Annotated in this window: 10 protein-coding genes and 6 pseudogenes; 7 read left to right on the forward strand and 9 right to left on the reverse strand. The window is 68.8% G+C overall.

Annotation, left to right across the window (positions count from 1 at the left end; genetic code table 11):
• Nucleotides 1–303 precede the first annotated feature (303 nt).
• Entirely contained in the window at nt 304–1,332 is a 1,029-nt protein-coding gene (locus IEY91_RS30400) for a hypothetical protein (RefSeq protein WP_189176411.1), read from the forward strand.
• Nucleotides 1,333–1,396: 64 nt separating this feature from the next.
• Here the strand turns inward: IEY91_RS30400 and IEY91_RS30405 are convergent, their stop codons facing one another.
• The 3 genes from IEY91_RS30405 to IEY91_RS30415 are packed head-to-tail and all read right to left on the reverse strand — an operon-like array spanning nt 1,397 to nt 5,572.
• A complete protein-coding gene (locus IEY91_RS30405; protein WP_189176412.1) occupies nt 1,397–1,957 on the reverse strand; it encodes a DUF6262 family protein in 561 nt (186 codons plus the stop codon).
• Entirely contained in the window at nt 1,950–4,478 is a 2,529-nt protein-coding gene (locus IEY91_RS30410; RefSeq protein ID WP_189176413.1) for a tyrosine-type recombinase/integrase, read from the reverse strand. Before IEY91_RS30410 ends, IEY91_RS30405 begins: the two co-directional genes overlap by 8 nt.
• The gene (locus IEY91_RS30415) at nt 4,475–5,572 is read right to left on the reverse strand and encodes a tyrosine-type recombinase/integrase (RefSeq protein WP_229697316.1); all 1,098 of its coding nucleotides are present in this window, start codon (nt 5,570–5,572) and stop codon (nt 4,475–4,477) included. The genes IEY91_RS30410 and IEY91_RS30415 overlap by 4 nt, the downstream gene beginning before the upstream one ends.
• Before the next feature lie 158 nt (nt 5,573–5,730).
• Between IEY91_RS30415 and IEY91_RS30420 the strand changes: the two are divergent.
• A pseudogene (locus tag IEY91_RS30420) lies at nt 5,731–6,320 on the forward strand (carbohydrate ABC transporter permease); the annotation flags it as partial.
• A gap of 257 nt (nt 6,321–6,577) precedes the next feature.
• Here IEY91_RS30420 and IEY91_RS30425 read toward each other — a convergent pair.
• Nucleotides 6,578–7,720, reverse strand: coding sequence for an FAD-dependent monooxygenase (locus IEY91_RS30425; protein WP_189176415.1), 1,143 nt, complete (start codon nt 7,718–7,720; stop codon nt 6,578–6,580).
• Nucleotides 7,721–7,891: 171 nt separating this feature from the next.
• Here IEY91_RS30425 and IEY91_RS30430 point away from each other — a divergent pair, with 171 nt between their 5' ends.
• Complete coding sequence (locus tag IEY91_RS30430) at nt 7,892–8,227, forward strand: ArsR/SmtB family transcription factor (RefSeq protein ID WP_189176416.1); 336 nt, start codon at nt 7,892–7,894, stop codon at nt 8,225–8,227.
• A gap of 117 nt (nt 8,228–8,344) precedes the next feature.
• On the opposite strand, the pseudogene IEY91_RS30435 reads toward IEY91_RS30430, so the two are convergent.
• Together IEY91_RS30435 and IEY91_RS30440 are read right to left on the reverse strand one after the other, a co-directional pair.
• Nucleotides 8,345–10,015: pseudogene (locus tag IEY91_RS30435) on the reverse strand (cellulase family glycosylhydrolase).
• Nucleotides 10,016–10,057: 42 nt separating this feature from the next.
• Nucleotides 10,058–10,841 (reverse strand): annotated as a pseudogene (locus tag IEY91_RS30440) (beta-xylosidase family glycoside hydrolase); the annotation flags it as partial.
• A 345-nt stretch (nt 10,842–11,186) separates the two neighbouring features.
• Here IEY91_RS30440 and IEY91_RS30445 point away from each other — a divergent pair.
• Complete coding sequence (locus IEY91_RS30445; RefSeq protein WP_189176417.1) at nt 11,187–12,194, forward strand: LacI family DNA-binding transcriptional regulator; 1,008 nt, start codon at nt 11,187–11,189, stop codon at nt 12,192–12,194.
• On the opposite strand, the pseudogene IEY91_RS30450 reads toward IEY91_RS30445, so the two are convergent.
• Nucleotides 12,180–12,549, reverse strand: a pseudogene (locus IEY91_RS30450) (glycosyl hydrolase family 95 catalytic domain-containing protein); the annotation flags it as partial. The gene IEY91_RS30445 and the pseudogene IEY91_RS30450 overlap by 15 nt on opposite strands.
• Between IEY91_RS30450 and IEY91_RS30455 the strand changes: the two are divergent.
• From IEY91_RS30455 to IEY91_RS30465, 3 genes and pseudogenes are all read left to right on the forward strand, one after another.
• A pseudogene (locus IEY91_RS30455) lies at nt 12,531–13,265 on the forward strand (glycoside hydrolase family 31 family protein); the annotation flags it as partial. The pseudogenes IEY91_RS30450 and IEY91_RS30455 sit on opposite strands and share 19 nt — an antisense overlap.
• 321 nt (nt 13,266–13,586) lie before the next feature.
• A complete protein-coding gene (locus tag IEY91_RS30460) occupies nt 13,587–16,163 on the forward strand; it encodes a DUF6185 family protein (RefSeq protein WP_189176419.1) in 2,577 nt (858 codons plus the stop codon).
• 165 nt (nt 16,164–16,328) lie between these two features.
• The gene (locus IEY91_RS30465; RefSeq protein WP_189176420.1) at nt 16,329–17,057 is read left to right on the forward strand and encodes a dienelactone hydrolase family protein; all 729 of its coding nucleotides are present in this window, start codon (nt 16,329–16,331) and stop codon (nt 17,055–17,057) included.
• Between the two features lie 6 nt (nt 17,058–17,063).
• On the opposite strand, the pseudogene IEY91_RS42770 reads toward IEY91_RS30465, so the two are convergent.
• Nucleotides 17,064–17,185, reverse strand: a pseudogene (locus tag IEY91_RS42770) (DUF1330 domain-containing protein); the annotation flags it as partial.
• Between the two features lie 146 nt (nt 17,186–17,331).
• Nucleotides 17,332–18,477, reverse strand: coding sequence for an aldose epimerase family protein (locus IEY91_RS30470; RefSeq protein WP_189176421.1), 1,146 nt, complete (start codon nt 18,475–18,477; stop codon nt 17,332–17,334).
• Nucleotides 18,478–18,828: the final 351 nt, after the last annotated feature.

An 18,828-nucleotide genomic window follows, 5' to 3' on the forward strand; every position in this document is an offset into this window, starting at 1 on the left:
AGCCAGGACAATGCGACGTTCGGCGTATGCGCGGGCAGATCAATTTTCGCCTACACCTGAGGGCGAATCGCTCGAGACTACCTGGTGCAAACGCAGCGCCTGCGCCCCACTGGCGCCACATGTTTTTGCATCCTTGTGAACAATCAGAGGTCCAGGCGCACGCTCGCCTACGCTTTCACTAGCCATGGGAGCCGAGTGTGGTCGTTGAGATCGGTCCGTGTTCCCTTCCAAGCAAGGCACACTCCGAGGTTTCCGGCTGCCCGACCATTGACCACGCTGAGCTGTCGCAGCACAGTGTCCAGCATGGACCGATCAGCGGGGCCCTTCTGGCCCGGCAGCGCGCGCTCGGCACTACTCGCAGTGCCGGTGGTACTGATCGGCTTGCTGATACTGCTCGGCGTGATGCGCGCGAGTATGGACTGGCCGAGCGAAAGAAATGAGGGGAAGATCCTGATCGGGATCTTCTTACTTGCGATTCTGCCGGTATTGCTTGTTCTCTTCGGAAGCCTGGCCGATGGCGGAGAGGTTGAGGCATTCGGTATTCGCGTCCAGTTCCCGGCTGCGGAGCGTCAGGCTCGAGAAATCGCAGTCTCACCACGCATGGGCCTTGCTCCCGGAGTTCCATTGAACGACAGCAGTACCGCAGCGATCCTGGACACTCTGCAAGAAGCGGCACGAAGCGACGTGGCGGTTGTTGACCTGGAGGACGGTAGGGCATGGTGGGAGACAAGGCTCTTGGTGCTCTGTGCCGGCGCCGTGCGGCTTGAACGACCCAAGGCGATAGTCTTCTTGGCGACCGTCGGCGATTCCGGTGCGGGCACTTTTCAGGGTTGGGCTACGCCGGCTGCACTTCTGGACCGATTGCTTTCCCGCCCGGCTCTGCGCAGGTCGTACGAGCGGGCCCTGGCTGTGAGTCGTCAATGGGACCAAGCCATAGCTGGCACTGAAGGCGGCATTCCCACCCTCCCCTTCGCCTCTCCGGCCGCCATTGGATACGCGCATTTCTTCTTCCCCGGTCCGGGCGGGGAGCGAAACCCGTTTGCCTCCGAGCAGGTCCTGGCTGTCGAAGTCGGAAATCTGGAGAGCAGGCGAGAGCACGGCGTCCTCACCACCACACGCCTCAAGGAACTATTCCAACCTGTGCTACGACGCGAAGCCGCTGTCGTTGACGCGCGTCCGAACAGCCCCGAGTCCTGGCAGCAGAAAACACTGGACACGGACGAGCAGTTCATTCCGCTCGTGCATAAAAGGGGGTGCTACGAGTGCCTTCTCTCCAGGGAGCAAGCCCTGAATGAAATACTGCGAGCTCTCACCACGGTCGAGACGAACTGACCGAGCTATTACAGCGTGACCATTTACCAAGTGGCCGTCGAGAGTTCCTGTGCATAATCGAAGGTCACCGGTTCTCGGCCCGAATCATGTGACGCAGACTTTCCCGGGCGCCCACGAGATCGTCCTGGGTCTCGCTAAGCTGCTCGTTCAGTTGCTTGACCTGAGTCAGGGCGTTGTCACGCTCAACCTGCAGACGCTGGTTCTCCGCGGTGAGCTCATCGACGCGGGTGCCGAGGTCGGCGGCGCCGAACTGGTCGAGCTGCTGGCCGAGGTGGCGGCGGACGGCGCCCTTGAGCCGTTCGACTTCTTCGCGCAGGCGTCGGTTGTCATCCCGGAGGAGCTGCTTCTCCAGCTTCCATCCCGCCGGCTCCCTGGCGCCCGCGCGGGCACTCCCGGCTGCGGCGCGTCCCTGACGGTGCCGGGCGGCCTCGATGTGCTCGCGCATGCCGTCGGCGTAGACGAGCCAGTGCGAGACATTCGCGGCGCGAGCGACCCCGGTGAAGGTGACCGGTTCGCCGTCTGCGATCAGCTGGTCGACAACAGACAGAACACGGGCACGTTTGTCGCGTGAGTCCTTCTGCCGCGCCTCGCGCAGCACCTGGGCGGGGGTGCGGGGTTCACTCATCAGTGCTTCTCCGGGCGGGGATGGAGGGGACGGGCAGGACAGGCGTGGAAGCCGCGGCACGGACCTTGCGCAGGACGGCGGAGGCCTCTTCGAGGTGGCGGCGATCATCGTCCGGCATCAGCTCGATCTGCTGGCGGAGGCTGGTGACGACGCTTTGGAAGGAGTCGATCTGGTCGCTGAGGTTGCGCACGACGAACTTTGCGGTCCCCAGTGCCATGGCCATCTCACGGTCGGCTTTGAGGGCCCGGATGTGATCCTCGACCGCGGGAAGGAAGGAAGGGTCGGGGCGATAGAAGGCGCACCCGGAGCACTGAAACCGGATCGGGCAACGGCCCCCGCCAGCCTTCACGTTGGACGGCTCGGTGCAGTTCCCGAACGGCACGGCGACCGAGCGGGCCTCGTACGCGGTCGCGGACGGTGTCGGCGCTGGATTGCCGGACCGGTCGACGACGTGCTGGCGCATCGTCTCGACGGCCTTGCGGCGCTTCTCCAGCGAGACTTTGAAGTAACCCATGGTGGTATCTGCTGATTTATGATCCATGAGGTCGCGCAGAGTGTTCAGTTCGGTGCCGGCGTCCGCGTGCCGCTGGGCGTAGGTGTGGCGGAAGGCGTAGGCGAAGATCCGGCTGCGGTCGAACGGCAGCAGGTCACCGTCCTTGTCCACAGTGTCGGTGAGCAGTTCCGGCAGCCCGTCGACCCAGCGCCGGAGCATCTTGGCGACAGTGTCGGCATCGATGCACGCGTCGTATCCGTGGCGTGCGGTGGGGAACAGGAAGGTCCTCGATCGGGCGGAGACCTTCAGGGTCCGGCGGATCGCCAGCCACTCCTGGATGGCGAAGGCCGTCTCCCTGCCGATCTCCAGGCGGCGTCGATTGCGGCGGGCCTTGTGGTTGTCCCATATCAAGATGTACTCGCTGTCCTGCGCTTCGAGGCAGTCCATCCGCAGCCAGCGCACTTCCCACGGACGGCGGCCGGTGTCACGCAGCAGGATGTAGACGGTGCGCAGCATGGCCTTGACCACATCGGGCGCCATGTCGCCGTAGGCAAAGTCGTCGCCGATCAGGTGAATTTGCGCGTCGAGCTGGGCTACGACGCACTCCGGGATGGCCTTGCCTGCCATGTCCTCGGCGGGGTCCTCATAGGGGATCTTGTGGTGCGGGTGGCGGGCGAACACGGAGGCGACATGGTCGAGGATCTGAAGGCGCCGTCCGAAGTCGAGCAGTTGGCAGAAGTGTGAGAGAAGTTCAGCGCGGGATGCGTAGGCGAGGGTGGCGGTACCGTCCTGGCGCTTTCGGTCGCGGATCGCGGCGACGACCGCGTCCATGTCCGTGACCTTCAGCGCGCCGGGATCGTGCCCGCCGCCGGGGCGCGCGGACAGAGCCCGTGATGCCGACAGGCAGCCCTCGAAGGTGCGCCGGAAGTCGTTGTTGTCGGGGGTGGCCTCCTTGACCCAGTCGGCGAGCAGGCGGCGCAGCCACTCCTGTCGGATCTGCGTGACGTCCAGACGGCGTGAGTGCACGCGAACACCGGATCGTGTGCGTGAGCGCAGCCCGAGGTCGCCGAGTTCCCAGACCGGCCGGTCCAGCGGGTCGACGCCGCGGAAGCGGTCGAAGGCTCCGCGTATGAGTCGTACGACGTCGTTCCAGTGGGCCTCGCAGTTGCGATCGAGGTATCCGAGGTCACCGAGCCTCTTGTCGGTGAGCTCGGCGATGGACGTAACTCCTTCGAGTCCCCGGACCATCAGCCGCATGGCGACCGGGCTGAGGGTCGGGCGCTGCTGGTCACGTTCCGCCAGGGCGAAGCGGAGTTCGTGGCGCAGCACTTCGGGCAGGGCGACGAGCGAGAACTGGAAGCCGGTCAGCCACGGCGGCTGTACGGCGGCCCACTCCTCCAGACCGTCGTGAATCGACCCCTTCATACCCGTCGCGTTCCGGTGACGGCGCCAGCGATCACGGTGGTACGTGCACAGCAGCACCCGGCCATGGGCGCTGCCGGAGCAGGCCCCGACCAGGCACGGTGCGCCCGGTGGGAGCGGCTCGGCCTCGGCCTGAAGCCACGCCTCCAGCGCCAGGGCCGTCTTTCCACTGTTCCGGTGGTAGCGCCATTTCACATAGTGCGGGGTGCACGCGCCCCGCGACTGGGCCTCCAGGGCGCAGCGCACGCCGTCACGCTCGACCGAGCACGGCGGCCGTTCCCCGGGCAGGGAACGAACCAGGGCCCGGCGGCCGACCTTGGCGAACTCCTCGCGGCTCAGACCGCTTTCAAGGAACTGCTCGTAACAGGACCGGCACAGGTGCCGTGTCGCGCGGACTGCGACGTGGCAGCCGGCGCTGTTGCATCGCCATATCGCGGTCTCGACCTTGTCCGGATCCCCGGTGAACAACCAGTTCACCGCGTCCCATTCATCCGGCCGCCAGTCTGACTCAGTGTTCTCGATCAGCCAGGCCATCCACCCTGCGCGGTCTACGGGCAGCGTTACGACGCCGACCTCGGCTATGGCGGCCGTCATCTCGAGGCTCATCGCGCCATCTTCCGGCGCCAGGCGTCCGCGCGCTCGACCGCGGCCCGTCGGCTTCCCTCGTCGACATGCACGTACGGGGCCATGGACGACTCGGACATGTGCCCGAGGAGGTCGGAGACCACCGACCGGTCGGTGCCCTGGCGAATCCACTCGGTGGCGGCACTGTGACGGATCATGTGGGGCCGGGCAGTCAGGTCCGCCCGCCGAGCGAGCCGGTCGAACAGCCCCTTGACCCCGGAGTACGTCATCGCCGCTCCGAGCGGCTCCCGGAAGAGGTTCACCAGCGCCTGCTCGGTGAAGTCGGCCTGCGGGACCGCCATGCGCTCGTGGAGGTAGTCGGCGTAGCAGATGCCGAGCTCGGCAGTCACTGGGACGGCGCGCGGCTTCCGCGACTTCGCCCACGCGCCGTTGCTGTTCAAACGGCGCCGTACGTGCACATGGGGGCCCTTGACCTGGCAGCCGAAGGCCTGCGAGTCGGCCAGTAGATGCATGTCCTCACGGCGCAGCCCGAGCGCCTCGCCGATCCTCATGCCGGTGCACCACAGCAGGAGCACCAGGAAGCGGTCCCGCGCGTGCCGGGTCGCATCGATGAGGCGGGTGATCTGCTCGACCGTCAGCCACTCGATCCCCGAGTCGACGCCCCGGAGCTTGAGTATTCGCGAGCGGATCGTGCGGTGCTGGTCGTTCTCTCCCGGGTTGAAGCCCTTCGGCAGATACCGCAGATAGCGGGGCTCGGTCAGCTGCTCGGCGAGTTCGGGATCGACCCACTGCATGCGTACGCCGAAGCTCAGGAACTCGCAGACCGTGCCCACGATGGCGTTCGCGGTGTTCTCGTCGCGGAACCGCTCCGGCCCGCCCCCGCCGCGGGCCCTCGACGGCAGCGGCTCTTCCACCAGCCAGTGCAGGAAGCGCGCAAGCTGCCACACGGTGATCTGGGCCCATTCCAGGCGGTGGAAGGTGCAGTACGACAGGTACAGCGCCGCCCGCCCGGCGTACGTCCTCTCCGTGTTGTAGGCCCGGCCGGCGTCTCGCAGCCCTGCGAGAAACAGCGAGCCTTCGCGGTGGAGGGCGTAGTCATCAGCTCCTACGATCACCCACCCTGTCTTGTCCTGGGCCAGAGTCGCCCGCTCTGCACGAAACGACGTGACAAACGTGCCTGTGATGCCGAACACCCCTTTGGATACCGATGATCCGGCCAGTTCAGCATGCATGTGGCTGACGTGGCTGTTGGAAAGATCACGGTGAAGATAACCAGGTCAGCAGGGCGATCATGGTGTCGGTCGGTGTCACGCTCTTCGGCAAGCTGTTCTCGATGGCGGTGTCTTCGGGGCCGGGCTCATTCCGACGTACCTTCTGGTGCAGTCGCTCGGCCTCACCGACACCTATCTGTCGCTGGTCCTGCCGAGCGCGGTCAGCGTCTTCAACATCCTCGTCCTGCGGGCCTTCTTCATGGGCATCTCGCCCGAACTCACCGAGTCCGCCCGCATCGACGGGGCCAGTGACCTGCGCATCCTGCTGACCATCATCATGCCGCTGTCGCGCGCGGTCCTTGCCGTCATCTCGCTGTTCTACGCGGTCGGGTACTGGAGCGCCTGGTTCAACGCCTCCATCTACCTCACCGACCAGGAGATGATGCCGTTGCAGAACGTGCTCATCCAACTGGTCCAGAAGAACACCGAGGCACCCACCGGCCTCCAGCAGGCGGTCCGCACCGGTCAACTCTCCTCGCTGGGGCTGCAGATGGCCGTCATGGTCCTCGCGCTGATCCCCGTCGCGGTCGCCTCCCCCTTCGTCCAGCGGCACTTCAAGAAGGGCATGCTCACCGGAGCCATCAAGGGCTGACACCCTTTGGCCCGGGTCCCGGACTCCTCTCCGGCGTCGCGGAGCCGATCGATCTCGTCGCCGGAGAGGACCACGTCCTCGGCCAGGGACGTGGTAGCACCCCCACGATTCACCCTGTCGCGTGAGCAGGTCTACCGCTTGGTGACGCAGCCGCCCAGCCGACGCCGAGCCAGGCTCGTCGGACATGGCGGCGCCGACCCGGCTGAGAGCTGCCGCGGAGCTGCGCACCGACCGTGACCGGTCGGTGCGGACTCGGTCTACCGGTTCGCGGCTTCGCGAGAGGCGATCCGGTTCGTGCGACCGACCGCGCGGCCCAGCGCGTTGCGCACCGCGAGGCCCGGCCGGGTGCGGGGCACCATGAGCCTGGAGAGCAGACCGACGCGTCGCTGGCGCGGACCTACCTCACGGCGGAGCCGCGACTCGTAGGCGGCGAAGGCGCGGGCGTGATCACCGGGATGGGCGGCGAGCTCTTCCGCGAGGGCGTACGCGCCCGCCATCGCCATGCTGGACCCGTCACCCAGCAGGGCTGTCGCCGCCGCCGCGTCCCCGAGCAGTACGACCCGTCCGCGGGACCACGAGGGCACCCGGATGGTGGTCAGGGGGTCGAAGAACGGAGCCGGGTGGTCGAGGAACGCCGCCACGAGTTCCGGTGCCCGCCACCGCACATCGGCGTAGGCGTCGGCCACGGTCTGCTTGTGAAGGGCGATGTTCTTGCGGTCGTGGGGCGCCGGCTGTGCGGCCCGGAAGGTGAAGATCGCGAGCGGAGTGGTCCGCGAGGGGTGGACGACCAGCATCCGGTTCGGCACGGTCAGCATCGTCATCTCGCTCGGGTCCTCGATGGCGTCGGGTTCCAGCGGCACGGTCGCGCCGTACAGGCCCAGGTCGCCCGCGAACTGCCGCTCGGGTCCGAATACCAGGCGCCGTACGGTGGAGTGCATCCCGTCGGCACCGACCACCAAGTCGAAGCGCCGTGGCGCGGACCGCCGGAAGGTGACGTCGACCCCACCTCCGTCCTGGTCGAGAGCGGTGACCGTGTCGTCGAACAAGAACTCGGCCTCGGTCTGCGCCGACCGGTGGAGCACCTCGGACAGGTCGGCTCGGGTCACCTCGACCGTCGGCGCCTCGTCCGAGGTGAGCGGGAGTCGCAGGATTCGCCTGCCGCCGGGGTCGAGCAGGGTCAGTGACCGATTGCGGGTGGCGAGCCCGCGGAGCTGCGGGAGTATGCCCATGCGGTCGGCGACCGGGATCGCGGGCCCCTTCACGACGATCGCGCTGCCACCGGAGCGCAGCTGCCGGGCATGTTCGACGACCGTCGGCCGGTAGCCGTTCCGGGAGAGCCAGTACGCGAGTGCGGGCCCTGCGATTCCGGCTCCGACTATCAGCACCTCGGGCTTCTTCATGACGATGACCTCTCGGAGTGTCGATGACCAGGTCCCCGGCGAGTGCCGGGGCAGGGTCTCAGGGCGCGGCGGCACGGGGCAGCGCACTCGGACCCAGGTACGAAAGATTTCGTACCTCAGTGGAGCACGGCCTTCAGGTACGATTCAAGTCGTACCTGAAGGGGGTGCCGCGTGACCGGGAAGAACCTGGTCGGCCCGGAGGCCGATGCGCTCGATCTGGGTGCGGTGTTTCGCGCCCTCGCCGACGAGCACCGTCGTTCGGTGTTGACGCAGTTGGCCGCCGACCGCAGCGACAACGAGCGGGGCTGCAACTCGTTCGATCTTCCGATCTCGAAGCAGACCCAGACCCACCACTTCCGCGTCCTGCGCGAGGCAGGTCTCGTTGACGAGATCGACTACGGCAACCGCAAGGGCATCCGCCTGCGACGCGCGGACATCGAGAAGAGATTCCCCGGGCTGCTCGCCCTCCTGGGGGCAGAGCCTCCCGGCGATACCGCTCCTCGCTGAACACAGGTGAGCACAAGTGTTCGCGCTATGGCCCCTCGGCCCCTGTCGTGTCCGTGTACTGAGGTGCCGGTGCCCTGATCGCCTGGGAGGTGGCGATCAGGGCACCGGCCGGGTAGGTCAGGATTCCTTGACAGCCGTGCCGGAGACCGAGCCTGCGGACTTCGTGACCTTGTACTTCACTTTGGCGCCGCTGTGGAAGTGGAAAGTCAGCGTCGCCGGTTCGCCGTCGCGCAGTGACTTGAGGAATGCGGTGGTCAGGATGATCGTGCCCTTCGGGTAGTCCGGGGAGAAGGCCACGTTGAACTCCTGGTACGGAGTCCAGTCGGCCGGGCCTGCGTTGGTGCCGTCGGCGTACGTGGCCTCCATGGTCGCCAACTGGTCACCTTGGTGCTTCGTGGGAAGGGCGAACTTCTCGGCCGTGCCTGTGGCGTGAGCGCCGGTCAGCCGGGTCAGGGCCGGTGCCGTGAGGGTGAGCCGGTCCTTGAAGACGGTGTAGTCCCGGCCCTCGGCCAGCTTGGTGTCTCCGTGCCACAGGCCCCGGAACTGGGTGCCGTTGCGGTTCAGGGTGAGCGACTTGGCCGTGATCGGGCTCGACTTGGCCACGAAGACCTTGTCGAAGGAGGCGGTTCCCGAGCGGGTGGTCCAGCTCGACTTGATCCAGGCGAAGAGCGCGGGGTCGCGCCACTTGAGGGTGTCCCGGTTCAGGTAGGCGAAGCCGGGGTCCCACAGCGCGGTGGTGACACGGGCGGCGCGTGCCGCGTGTCCGACGTGCTCGTAGTACTTCAGCGCCTCGCCCCGCTCGATGCGGGAGGGGTGGTTGTCGTCGGGATAGGAGAGCAGGCCGTACTCGCCGAGGTAGACGGGGATGCCCTTGGCGACGAAGGTGTCGTGCATGCGGGCGAAGGCGTCGTCCAGGTCGTTGCGGGCGTCGTCGCCGTACCGGGTGCCGCCGGCGATGTTCACGCTGAACGGGAACCAGCTGTAGTAGTGCACGGTGGCGACGACGTTGGTGTCGCGCAGCCCGCTGATCGTGGTGTACAGGTCGTCCATGAGGTCCTGGGAGGGAGTGCCGACCTGCGTGGTCAGGATGAGCAGGCGGTCCTTGTTCCCACCGCCCGAAGCCCGGACGATTCTGTGGAACGAGGTGTTCAGCTCGTTCATGAACCGGGTCTTCTGCGCGGCCGTGGCGTCGTCGAAGGTCGGTTCGTTGACGCCTTCGAGGAGCAGGGTGCGCGGCTCGTCCCGGAACGTCGCGGAGATCTGGGTCCACAGGGCGTTGAAACGGGCGAGTACGTTGTCGTGGTCGGTGGAGATCTTCGAGATCCACTGCCATGAGTCGTGGTGGACGTTGAGCACGACGTAGAGGCCCTCGGCCTGTGCCCAGTCGACGACCTGCTTGACGCGGCTCATGTACGCGGCGTCGACGGTGTAGGGCGCGGCGGCAGACATGTGGTCATGCCAGGTCACAGGGATGCGCACGCTCCGGAAGCCCTGCCCCCGGACGGTCTGGAACAGCTACCTGGTGGCCTTGGGGTTGCCCCAGGACGTCTCGTCCGGAATCGCGTCCAGGGTGTTGCCCAGGTTCCAGCTCGGCTGCATCGCCGCGACGGCGTCCATGGCGCGCGCCGGGACTCTGACCGTGGATTGTGCCTGCTGCGCCGTACCGTCGGGTGCGGCGAGCGCGGTGCTGCCGGACAGTCCCAGGACGACGAGCAGCGCCATCAGCAGGCCGGCCAGGCGTCCGGGGCCGCGGCCGCGGCGGTGTGCGGGTTGTCGTATGTCCGTCATGCGGTGTCCCTTACGGTCGGTCGTGCCTTTCGGACGGTGGGTTCAGCGGTCGAGGGGCTCGTAGTCGAACCAGTCGAAGTGGACGGTGCCTGTCGCGGCGTACACGCCGATGACCCGGCCGGTGAAGCCGCCGGCGACCTCGGTCGACAGGTAGCGGCCGTCGAGGGTCGCGAGCTCGGTGAACGTGCCGTCCGGCTCCTCGATGCCGAGGGAGACGACATCGGGTCCGGTGCACGGCCCGTGGGGTGTGGGCGGTCGCGTCGTGACGGCGAGGACCACCGGTCCGGCGGGCACGGACCGTGCGGCCACGACCGTGCGCAGCGAGCCGACGCGCGCGACCACCCGCACCCGCGTGCCGGACACCTCGATTTCGTAGTGGTGCCGCTCGTCGAGCCGGACGGCGAGGCCACCGCCTCCCTCCGCGGCGTCGACCAGAGTGCGCGCCCGGCACGACAGATGCTGCTGGCGCCGTCCGGTGAACACCACGTCGGGCTCGTCCAGGGAGCCGCCGCGTGCGTGGAGCGTCAGCCATCCGGGGCGCTCCTTGGTGGTGCAGTGTTCCGCGGGCCGATCGCGCACGGAGATCCAGGACGGCCGCAGTTCGGCGAGCTCGAAGTCGTCCCGGTGCTGCTCGACCGGGCCGGGGGAGAGCGGCCACGGGATCGGGCAGGTCCAGGGCGACCTCGCCGACGACCGGCCAGTCGTCCACCCAGGTCACAGGGGCCAGGAAGGTCTCCCGGCCGAGCACGTGCCAGCCCGGCGTGCCGCCGCCCGGCCGGACGCCGAGCAGCACCATCCACCAGGAGCCGTCGGGGCCCTGGACCAGGCAATTGTCGAAGCGCTTCGCCTCCTAGCGCAAGCTAACGGACAGGTTTCGTGGGGACAAGGGTATTTGCCGCGTACTGCCTTTCCCCGCTGGGTAATTGGCAGCCCGCAACGGCAATGGCAGGCATGAATCGCATCGACGGGCCGGGCGCTCATTCTCGATCCGGTATCAGGAGCTCCTACGGAACGTCTTCCCGTAAGTGAAGTCGGCGGGGAGAATGGTTGAAGCGCTTCGAAAACATTGTGGACACGCTCGGAGGGTGCCCCGTAGGGTCGGTGCGTCCGAGCACCCCAACTGGCGTTTCGCAGCGAACGACGCACCGCCTGCAAGCTCAGGAGCCGCCGCATGGTCACCCTCGCCGAGGTCGCCCAGCACGCCGGAGTCTCGGCCAGCACGGTGAGCTACGTCCTCAGCGGCAAGCGCTCCATCTCGCTCGGCACCAAGGAGCGAGTGGAACGCAGCATCCGCGAGCTCGGCTACCACCCCAACGCCGGCGCCCGCGCGCTCGCCAGCAGCAAATCCAACGTGATCGCCCTGATGGTGCCGCTGCGTACCGATATGTACGTCCCCGTGATGATGGAGATCGCGATCGCCGTCGCGACCACGGCGCGCGCCCACGGCTATGACGTGCTGCTCCTGACCGGCGAAGAAGGCGCTCCCGCCGTACGCCGCGTCACCGGGAGCGGTCTGGCCGACGCCATGATCGTCATGGATGTGGAGCTCGACGACGAGCGCCTGCCGCTGCTGCGCGCGGGCGACCGCCCCTCGGTCCTCATCGGACTGCCCGCCGACACGGACCAACTGACCTGTGTGGACCTGGACTTCACGGCCGCGGGCGCACTGTGCGTCGAGCACCTCGCCGGACTCGGCCACCGTGACATCGCCGTCATAGGCGAGGACCCCGCCGTCTACGAGCGCCACACCGGCTTCGCGGAGCGCACCCTGGACGGACTGCGCACCCGCGCCCGCGATCTGGACGTACGCCTTCTGCACCGGCCCAGCGTCGGAGGCTATGACGCGATGGCCGCGACGCTCGCCCGGATCTTCGACGAGCGCCCCGCCACCACGGGCTTCGTCGTGCAGAACGAGTCGGCCGTCGAGCCGCTGCTGGCTCTGCTGCGCCAGCAGGGCCGCGCTGTTCCCGAGGACGTCTCGGTGCTCGCGATCTGCCCCGACCAGGTCGCGCTGCAGGCGTCCGTCCGGCTCAGCTCGGTGTCCATCCCCGCCGAGGAGATGGGCCGCCAGGCCGTCGAGCGGGTCATGGCCAAACTGCAGGCCGGCGGCGAGGGCGGCGTACGACTGCTCGCGCCGGAACTGACGGTCAGGGCCAGCACGGGGCCCGTCTCCCGGTGACCGCCGGTCGACGCGGCGAGTGCGCGTCGGGGAGAGGGCCACGGTCGCGTGCCCGCCGTCCCAAGCCAGGTCCAGGCGCGCCCCGAACCGGGTCCGCATACCCCGCAGTTCGCCCGTGGGCGCAAGGCGCGGCGGCGAGCAGCAGCAGGCGGTGGTCGGGTGTGGACTGGACGAGGCCCTCGATGAGGACGGCGGGCAGGGTGTGGGCGGCGTCCGCGTTGTAGACGTCGCGGCGTGGATAGTGGGCGCTCATCAGCGAGTCGTGGAAGAAGTCGCCCTTGAGCACGGCGGCCAGGGCGTTCGCCAGTTCCTCGGCCAGGCTGGAACTCACCTCGCTTCGGCTTCTGGAGCCATGACATCGGCGGCTTCGAGGGCACCCCCGACCCCGCGGTGTTCAAGCGCTGGCTGGCCTTCGGCCTGCTGTCCTCGCACAGCCGGCTGCACGGCAATGTCTCGTACCGCGTGCCCTGGGCCTTCGGGGACGAAGCGGTGGACGTGACACGGAAGTTCACCCGCCTCAAGCACCGCCTCATGCCCTATCTCTACGGGGTCGCGGCCGAGGCCCACCGCACCGGCGTACCGGTGATGCGCCCGATGCTCCTGGAGTTCCCCGGCGACGCGGCCTGCCGCGGCCTCGACCGCCAGTACATGCTCGGGCCCGACCTCCTCGTCGCTCCGGTGTTCAGCGCCGAGGGCGAGGTCGAGTTCTACCTGCCCGCCGGCACCTGGACCCACCTGCTCACCGGCGAGACCGTCGAGGGCCCCTGCTGGCGCCACGAGGTGCACGGCTTCGACAGCCTGCCGCTGTACGTACGCCCCGGCGCGCTGCTGCCCTGGGGAGCGGACGACAAGCGCCCGGACGGCGACTGGCTCGACGCGCTCACGCTGCTGACCGGCGCGGATCTGGGGGAGGGCGCGTGCACGGTGCCGGGGCCCGACGGGGAACCCGCGGCGGTCTTCCGCGCGGTGCGCGAGGGGGACGGCGTACGGGTACGGGCCGAGGGAACGCGGCGGCCCTTCACCGTACGGGAGGCCGCCGCCGGGGTGGAGGAGCTCTTGCTGCACCCTTAGAGCCCGTCTTTTGAACCCCCGCCTGCGCACCGACCGCCGCTGCGCCCGCGCTCCGCGCGATCGACGGGGGTTCACACAGTTCTCACCGGTGCGACCGGCATCTCGATCGTGTCGGGCGCGCGCACGGCGATGCGCTGTGGGTCGACCGTACTCAAGCCCGGCGGCCATCAAGCCAGGGCGTGCGGCCTGCCCGCCGTTCGGCCCATGTTCGAGCCCTCCTGACGTATGGCTGGGCGGGGCGTGCACCGCCACGCTGTGCGGAGGTCTGGCGAGACGGTGTCGGGGGTTCGCATGGCGTGGTGCTTGAGGGGACTCTTCGCCGTGCTCTTGGTCGGGCTCCTCTCTGGCTCCGTGGTGACGGAGGCGTACGCAGTGGTGTCGTCGACCACGTCCGATGACTCCTGCGACGCTCGCGGACTGCTAACGGCGACCGTCGCGGCACAGCTGCGCATCGACCATGAGGACCGCACCTACGCCAAGGCCTCCGCCACCATGACGCTCACGGTTCCCATGTCCTGGAAGCCGGCTGCCCACCTGCTCCTCAGCACCGGATCCGACAGGTACCGGCGGGCCATGCGCTGCCTGGCCAGGGGAGACCACGACGGCGTGGAAACCCGCTGGGAGGAGTGGCGGGCCAAGGACCCCGCAGTGACCCCCGCGACCGCCCCCTCCGGTCAGGAGTCGTCCCGCAAGAGGTGGTTGGAGGTCCGCCTGTCCGCCCACGCCTGGGTCGCTCAGCGCGGCACCGTCCGGGTCGGGCCCTGGACCGTGGAGGTGAGCAAGGCCCGCTGGGACGTCCGGTTGGCCCCGCCCGAGAGCTTGAACCAGGCGCGGTGGCACGAAGTCACCGTGGACCCCGGCCGCCCCGGCGCCCGCTCGGCCGCGCCCCGTGCCACCACGAAGGAGGACGGCGGGGCGCTGGTGTGGCGGCCCACCCGCGCCCATGGAGCCCCATCGGTCGAGGTCAGGATCGAGCCCGCCTGGCCCCGCTCCTTCTCGGCCCTGGACGACTCACCGCCGTACGCGGTGTACAGCGCCGTGGGCGGCCCGCTCTGGCCGATCGCCGTCGTCGTGGCGGTGTGGTGCGCGCTGATCGTGCTGCCCCGGCACGGGGTGCCGGATCCCGTCGAGAGCAAGGCCGTCAGCAACCTGCGGAACTGGAGCCTGACCCTGCTCGGCGTCGCGCTCACCGTCCAGGGCCGCGACGTGTACCTCGCTGCGGTCGGTGCCTTCGAGAACACACCGGACTGGGCGCGCAGTGCGGCGTACGCCCCCTACGCCTGGCTGACCTCCGCCGTGGCCGGAGCGCTGCTGCTGCGCTTCGCCCGGCCGCCCCGCGCCGTGGCCCTGCTCGGTGCCGTGCTCGGTGTGGGCGCCGCAGTGCCCGTCCTGCTGCCCGGGGTGGTGGGGCTCGACCCGGAACGGTTCGTGCAGCCGTCCGGCCCCGGGTACTTGACTGTGGGCGTCGTGTGGGGCGCCGCTGTCTGCTCGTTCGCCCTGCCGCTGCTGGGCGGCGCGCTCGCGGTGCGTCGTGTGGCCGTGGACGGCGGCCTGTGGCGGCCGCGACACCAACGCCCCCGTACCTGGCTGCTGATGGCCGGGGTCGGCGCGGTCGTCGCAATCATCGGCATCTGCTACGCCGCGACCGCCGAGCGGGACTGGAACCGCGCCAGCTGGCTCTCCCCACGCTTGGATCCGACGGGGGGCTACGGTGCCTGGCACCAGGCGGAGCTGCGCAGCAGCCTGCTGTGGTTCACCGAAACTTCCCAGTGGTGGTGGTTCGGGATGTGGTGGGTGCTCAGCGGTCTGGCCATCCTGGCCGTGCTGCGCAGCCGGGCAGTGAGGGCCGCGCGGGCCACCACCCTGGCGCGGCGCGGCCCCAAGGCCGTGGACCGGTTGCTGCTCCTGCTGCTGTTCCCGGTCATGGCCGCGATGGACATCGGCGTGTACACGGGCAGTGAAGTCGTCGCGTGGTCGTGGTTCTTCCTCAACTTCTTCGCGCTCGCGGGCATCCTGCGCCTTACGGGGCGCCGAGTGGTCCCCGCCCGGCCGTTGAGCGTGTCAGGGGAGCCGCTCGCCACGACGCTGTCCGCCACGCACCGCGCCCGGCTGCTGGACCGGGCCCGCCGCTACCGAGAATTGCACGCCGGGCTGCGAGGCGCGGCCTCGGGACAGACCGACGAGGGCGCGGCGGCACGCCGCGACATGGAGACCCGGCTGCGCCGACTGCATCGCTGGCGCGCGTCGACAGGGAGCCCCGACCGGCTGCCCCGCGACGTCTCCGTGGTGGATGCCGCCCTGGCGCTGGGACCCTGCGACACCTGGTGGGAGAACGGGGTTCGGGCGGCCCGCTTCACCCAGCCGGTCGCCCTGGCGTTCAGCGGCGTCCTGGTCTGGGACAAGCAACTCCGCGGCGACGCCCTGACCAACACCTTGTACGACCGGCTCGGACTGCCGGACGTGGTCACCCAGTTCGTGCTGTGGCAGGTCGGGTACGCGGCGGCCGGATTCCTCCTGGGCGCGCTGTGGCAGGAACTGCCCGGTCGGCGCGGCCCGGCCAAAGCCCTCGCGCTCGCCGCCGCCTACGCCATGCCGATCGGCCTTTTCGCCCTCGGCAACTGGAGCCTGGGGGAGGAACAGACGGCCCTCGCCTTCGCCGCGGCGTCCATGCTGCTCATCCTGACCCTGACCGGCGTCCGGATGGACTTGGAGACGTTCCGCAGCGAGCTTCTGCCCGGGCGCGGCAGCCTGAGCCTGCTGCCCGTGGTGTACCAAACGCGCTACCTGTCCATCCAGTTCGCCTGGGTCCTCGCGCAGGCCGCGGCAATCGCGACGATCGCGCAGTTCTTCGCGGACAACGGCGGTCCGCCCTGGGCGTTCCCCGGCGTCAGCCCTTGAGCCCCGCTACCGCCCGGGGGCGACGTGCGGCGAGCGTGCGTGCCGGGACGAGGTTTGTGACGGTTCTTGTGAGCCCTCGTCGTATTTCAGGGGGATGTCCGCGCTGCTCTGCCAGCGGCAGAACAGCGGCCGGACCGGGCTCGACGATCACTACAGTCCAGTCTCATGACGACGATTACGACGCGTACGGTCGAGTACCCGGCCGACGGTCTGACGATGATCGGGCACCTCGCGCTCCCGGCCGGTGTCGACCGCCGGCCCGCGGTGCTGCTCGGACCAGAGGGCACGGGGCTCAGCGACGTCGAGCGCCGCCGGGCCGATGCTCTCGCCGAGCTGGGATACATAGCGCTGGCCTTCGACCTCCACGGTGGGCGCTATTTGAGCGACCCCGAGGAGATGCTGGCCCGTTGCATGCCACTGCTCTCTGATCCCGACCGGATGCGGGGCATCGGCCATGCGGCGCTCGACGTGTTGCGCGCCGAACCGCGGACCGATTCCGACCGGATCGCCGCCGTCGGCTACGGCACCGGGGGCGCCGTCGGGCTGGAACTCGGGCGCGACGGCGTCAACCTGCGCGCGATCGCGACAGTCAACGCAACTACCACGGGCCGACCGGGCGAGGCGGCGCGCATTCGCTGCCCGGTGTGGGCCGGGGTCGGGTCGGAAGACCCGATCATGCCGCCCGCGCAACGGAACGCGTTCACCGCTGAGATGCAGGCCGCGGGCGTCGACTGGCGCCTCGCGGTCTACGGCGGCGCCTTGCATGCCTTCCACCATCCGCCGGTCGACCACCCCACGGTCCCCGGCGTCGGCTACCACCCGCAGCACGCGCAGCGAGCCTGGCGCGACGTCGTCGACCTGCTCGCCGAGTGCCTGCCCGTGACGGAGGGATGACCTCGGTCAGTCGATGCCTTCGACGATGCGGAAGTCGCGCTCGACGCCGTCGGAGAGGGCGACCAGCGCCTCCTCTCGGCGGCCTCGCGTAACCGCTCCACGATCTGCTCGTACCGATCCGCGCTGACGCTGCCGACCATCTCGGAATCGGGCACCACACCCACCCCTTGCCAGGCCGGAGCACTGTCAGGCCACTGCGAACGGAGCGCTCGTGGGGATTGAACCCTCCATCGTGGCGCGTGTACGAGATCAATAAGGGTTTAAGCATGGGTTCTTAGCGGTTGAAAGAGTGGACCGTCGTCGACCGGTAGGTCTGTCCCGGCCGCAACACCGTCGACGGGAACGACGGCTGGTTCGGCGAGTCCGGGAAGTGCTGTGCCTCCAGGCACAGTGCGTCGCCCTGCCGGTAGACGCGGCCGGACGGGCCGACGAGCGTGCCGTCGAGGAAGTTGCCGGAGTAGAACTGCAGCCCCGGCTCCGTGGTCGCGATCCGCAGAGTGCGCCCGGAGGCCGGGTCCCGCAGCGCGGCAATCCACTCCGGGCGCGCTGAAGTTCCCTTGTCGAGGACCCAGTTGTGGTCGATGCCCTGGCCGTGGAGCAGCTGTGGGTGCGCCTCCCGCAGGTCCTCGCCGATCGGCTTCGTGCGGCGGAAGTCGAACGGGGTGCCCGCGACGGGGGCCAGTTCACCGGTGGGGATCAGCCCCGAGTCCACGGGCGTGTAGCGGGACCCGTCGATCCGCAGCTCGTGGTTCTCGATCGTGCCGCTGCCCTCACCGGCGAGATTCCAGTACACATGGCTGGTGAGGTTGACGACGGTGGGCTTGTCGGTGGTGGCCGCGTAGTCGATGCGCCAGTCGCCGTGCCGGGTGAGGGTGTACGTCACCTTCACCCTCAGCGTGCCCGGGTAGCCCATCTCGCCGTCGGCGGAGGTGTAGTGGAGACGCAGGCCGACGTCCGAGCCCGTGGTGAACGGCTCGACGTCCCACACATGCTTGTCGAAGCCCTTGGTGCCGCCGTGCAGGCTGTTCTCGCCGTCGTTGACGTCGAGTTGGTGTGCCTTGCCGTCGAGCGTGAACCGGCCCTTGTCGACGCGGTTGCCGAACCGGCCGATCAGGGCGCCGAAGTACGGGCTGTCGGCGACGTAGTCCGCGAGGCGCTCGAAGCCCAGGGAGACGCCGGCGTACCGGCCGTGGCGGTCACGGATCCCCAGGTACTGCACGATGCCGCCGTAGGAGAGCACCTTCATGCGGGTGCCGCCGTTCGCCAGCGACCAGCGGTACACCTCGGTGCCGTCGGCGAGCTTGCCGAAGAGTGACCTCGTCGGCATCGCGCCTCCCGTGGCACGCGCGGTGCCGGCGGTCGCGGCGGCGACCCCCGCCGCCGTGGCCCCGGCTATGACGGTACGTCTACTCATGTCCATGTGTGCCTCCTGCTGGAAAGTTGACGGGACCCTGCTGGGCGGTGCGGCGGGCAGGGCAGGCGGGAGCCGAGCGGCGAGGGGCGGGTCACGGGACTCTCGTGTTCGATATTTCGTCATGCGTTCGAAATGTTGGCGAGACCGTATTGAGGGGTTCGGGGCGGTGTCAATGGGCGGGTGCGGTCTGGATCTCCTTCGGAGGTGGCGCGGCATGTTGATCACCATGCAGTGATGGGATGTATCGCTCTCCCAAGGCTCCCGCTCTTGATTTACGGTCCGCCATGAACTGGGAAGTTGTGGCTAGGTGAACGAAGGGCTGGACGGCGTGCCACTTCGACTCTATGCATACATCCC

This window comes from Streptomyces lasiicapitis (genome assembly GCF_014646335.1).
Classification (GTDB): domain Bacteria; phylum Actinomycetota; class Actinomycetes; order Streptomycetales; family Streptomycetaceae; genus Streptomyces; species Streptomyces lasiicapitis.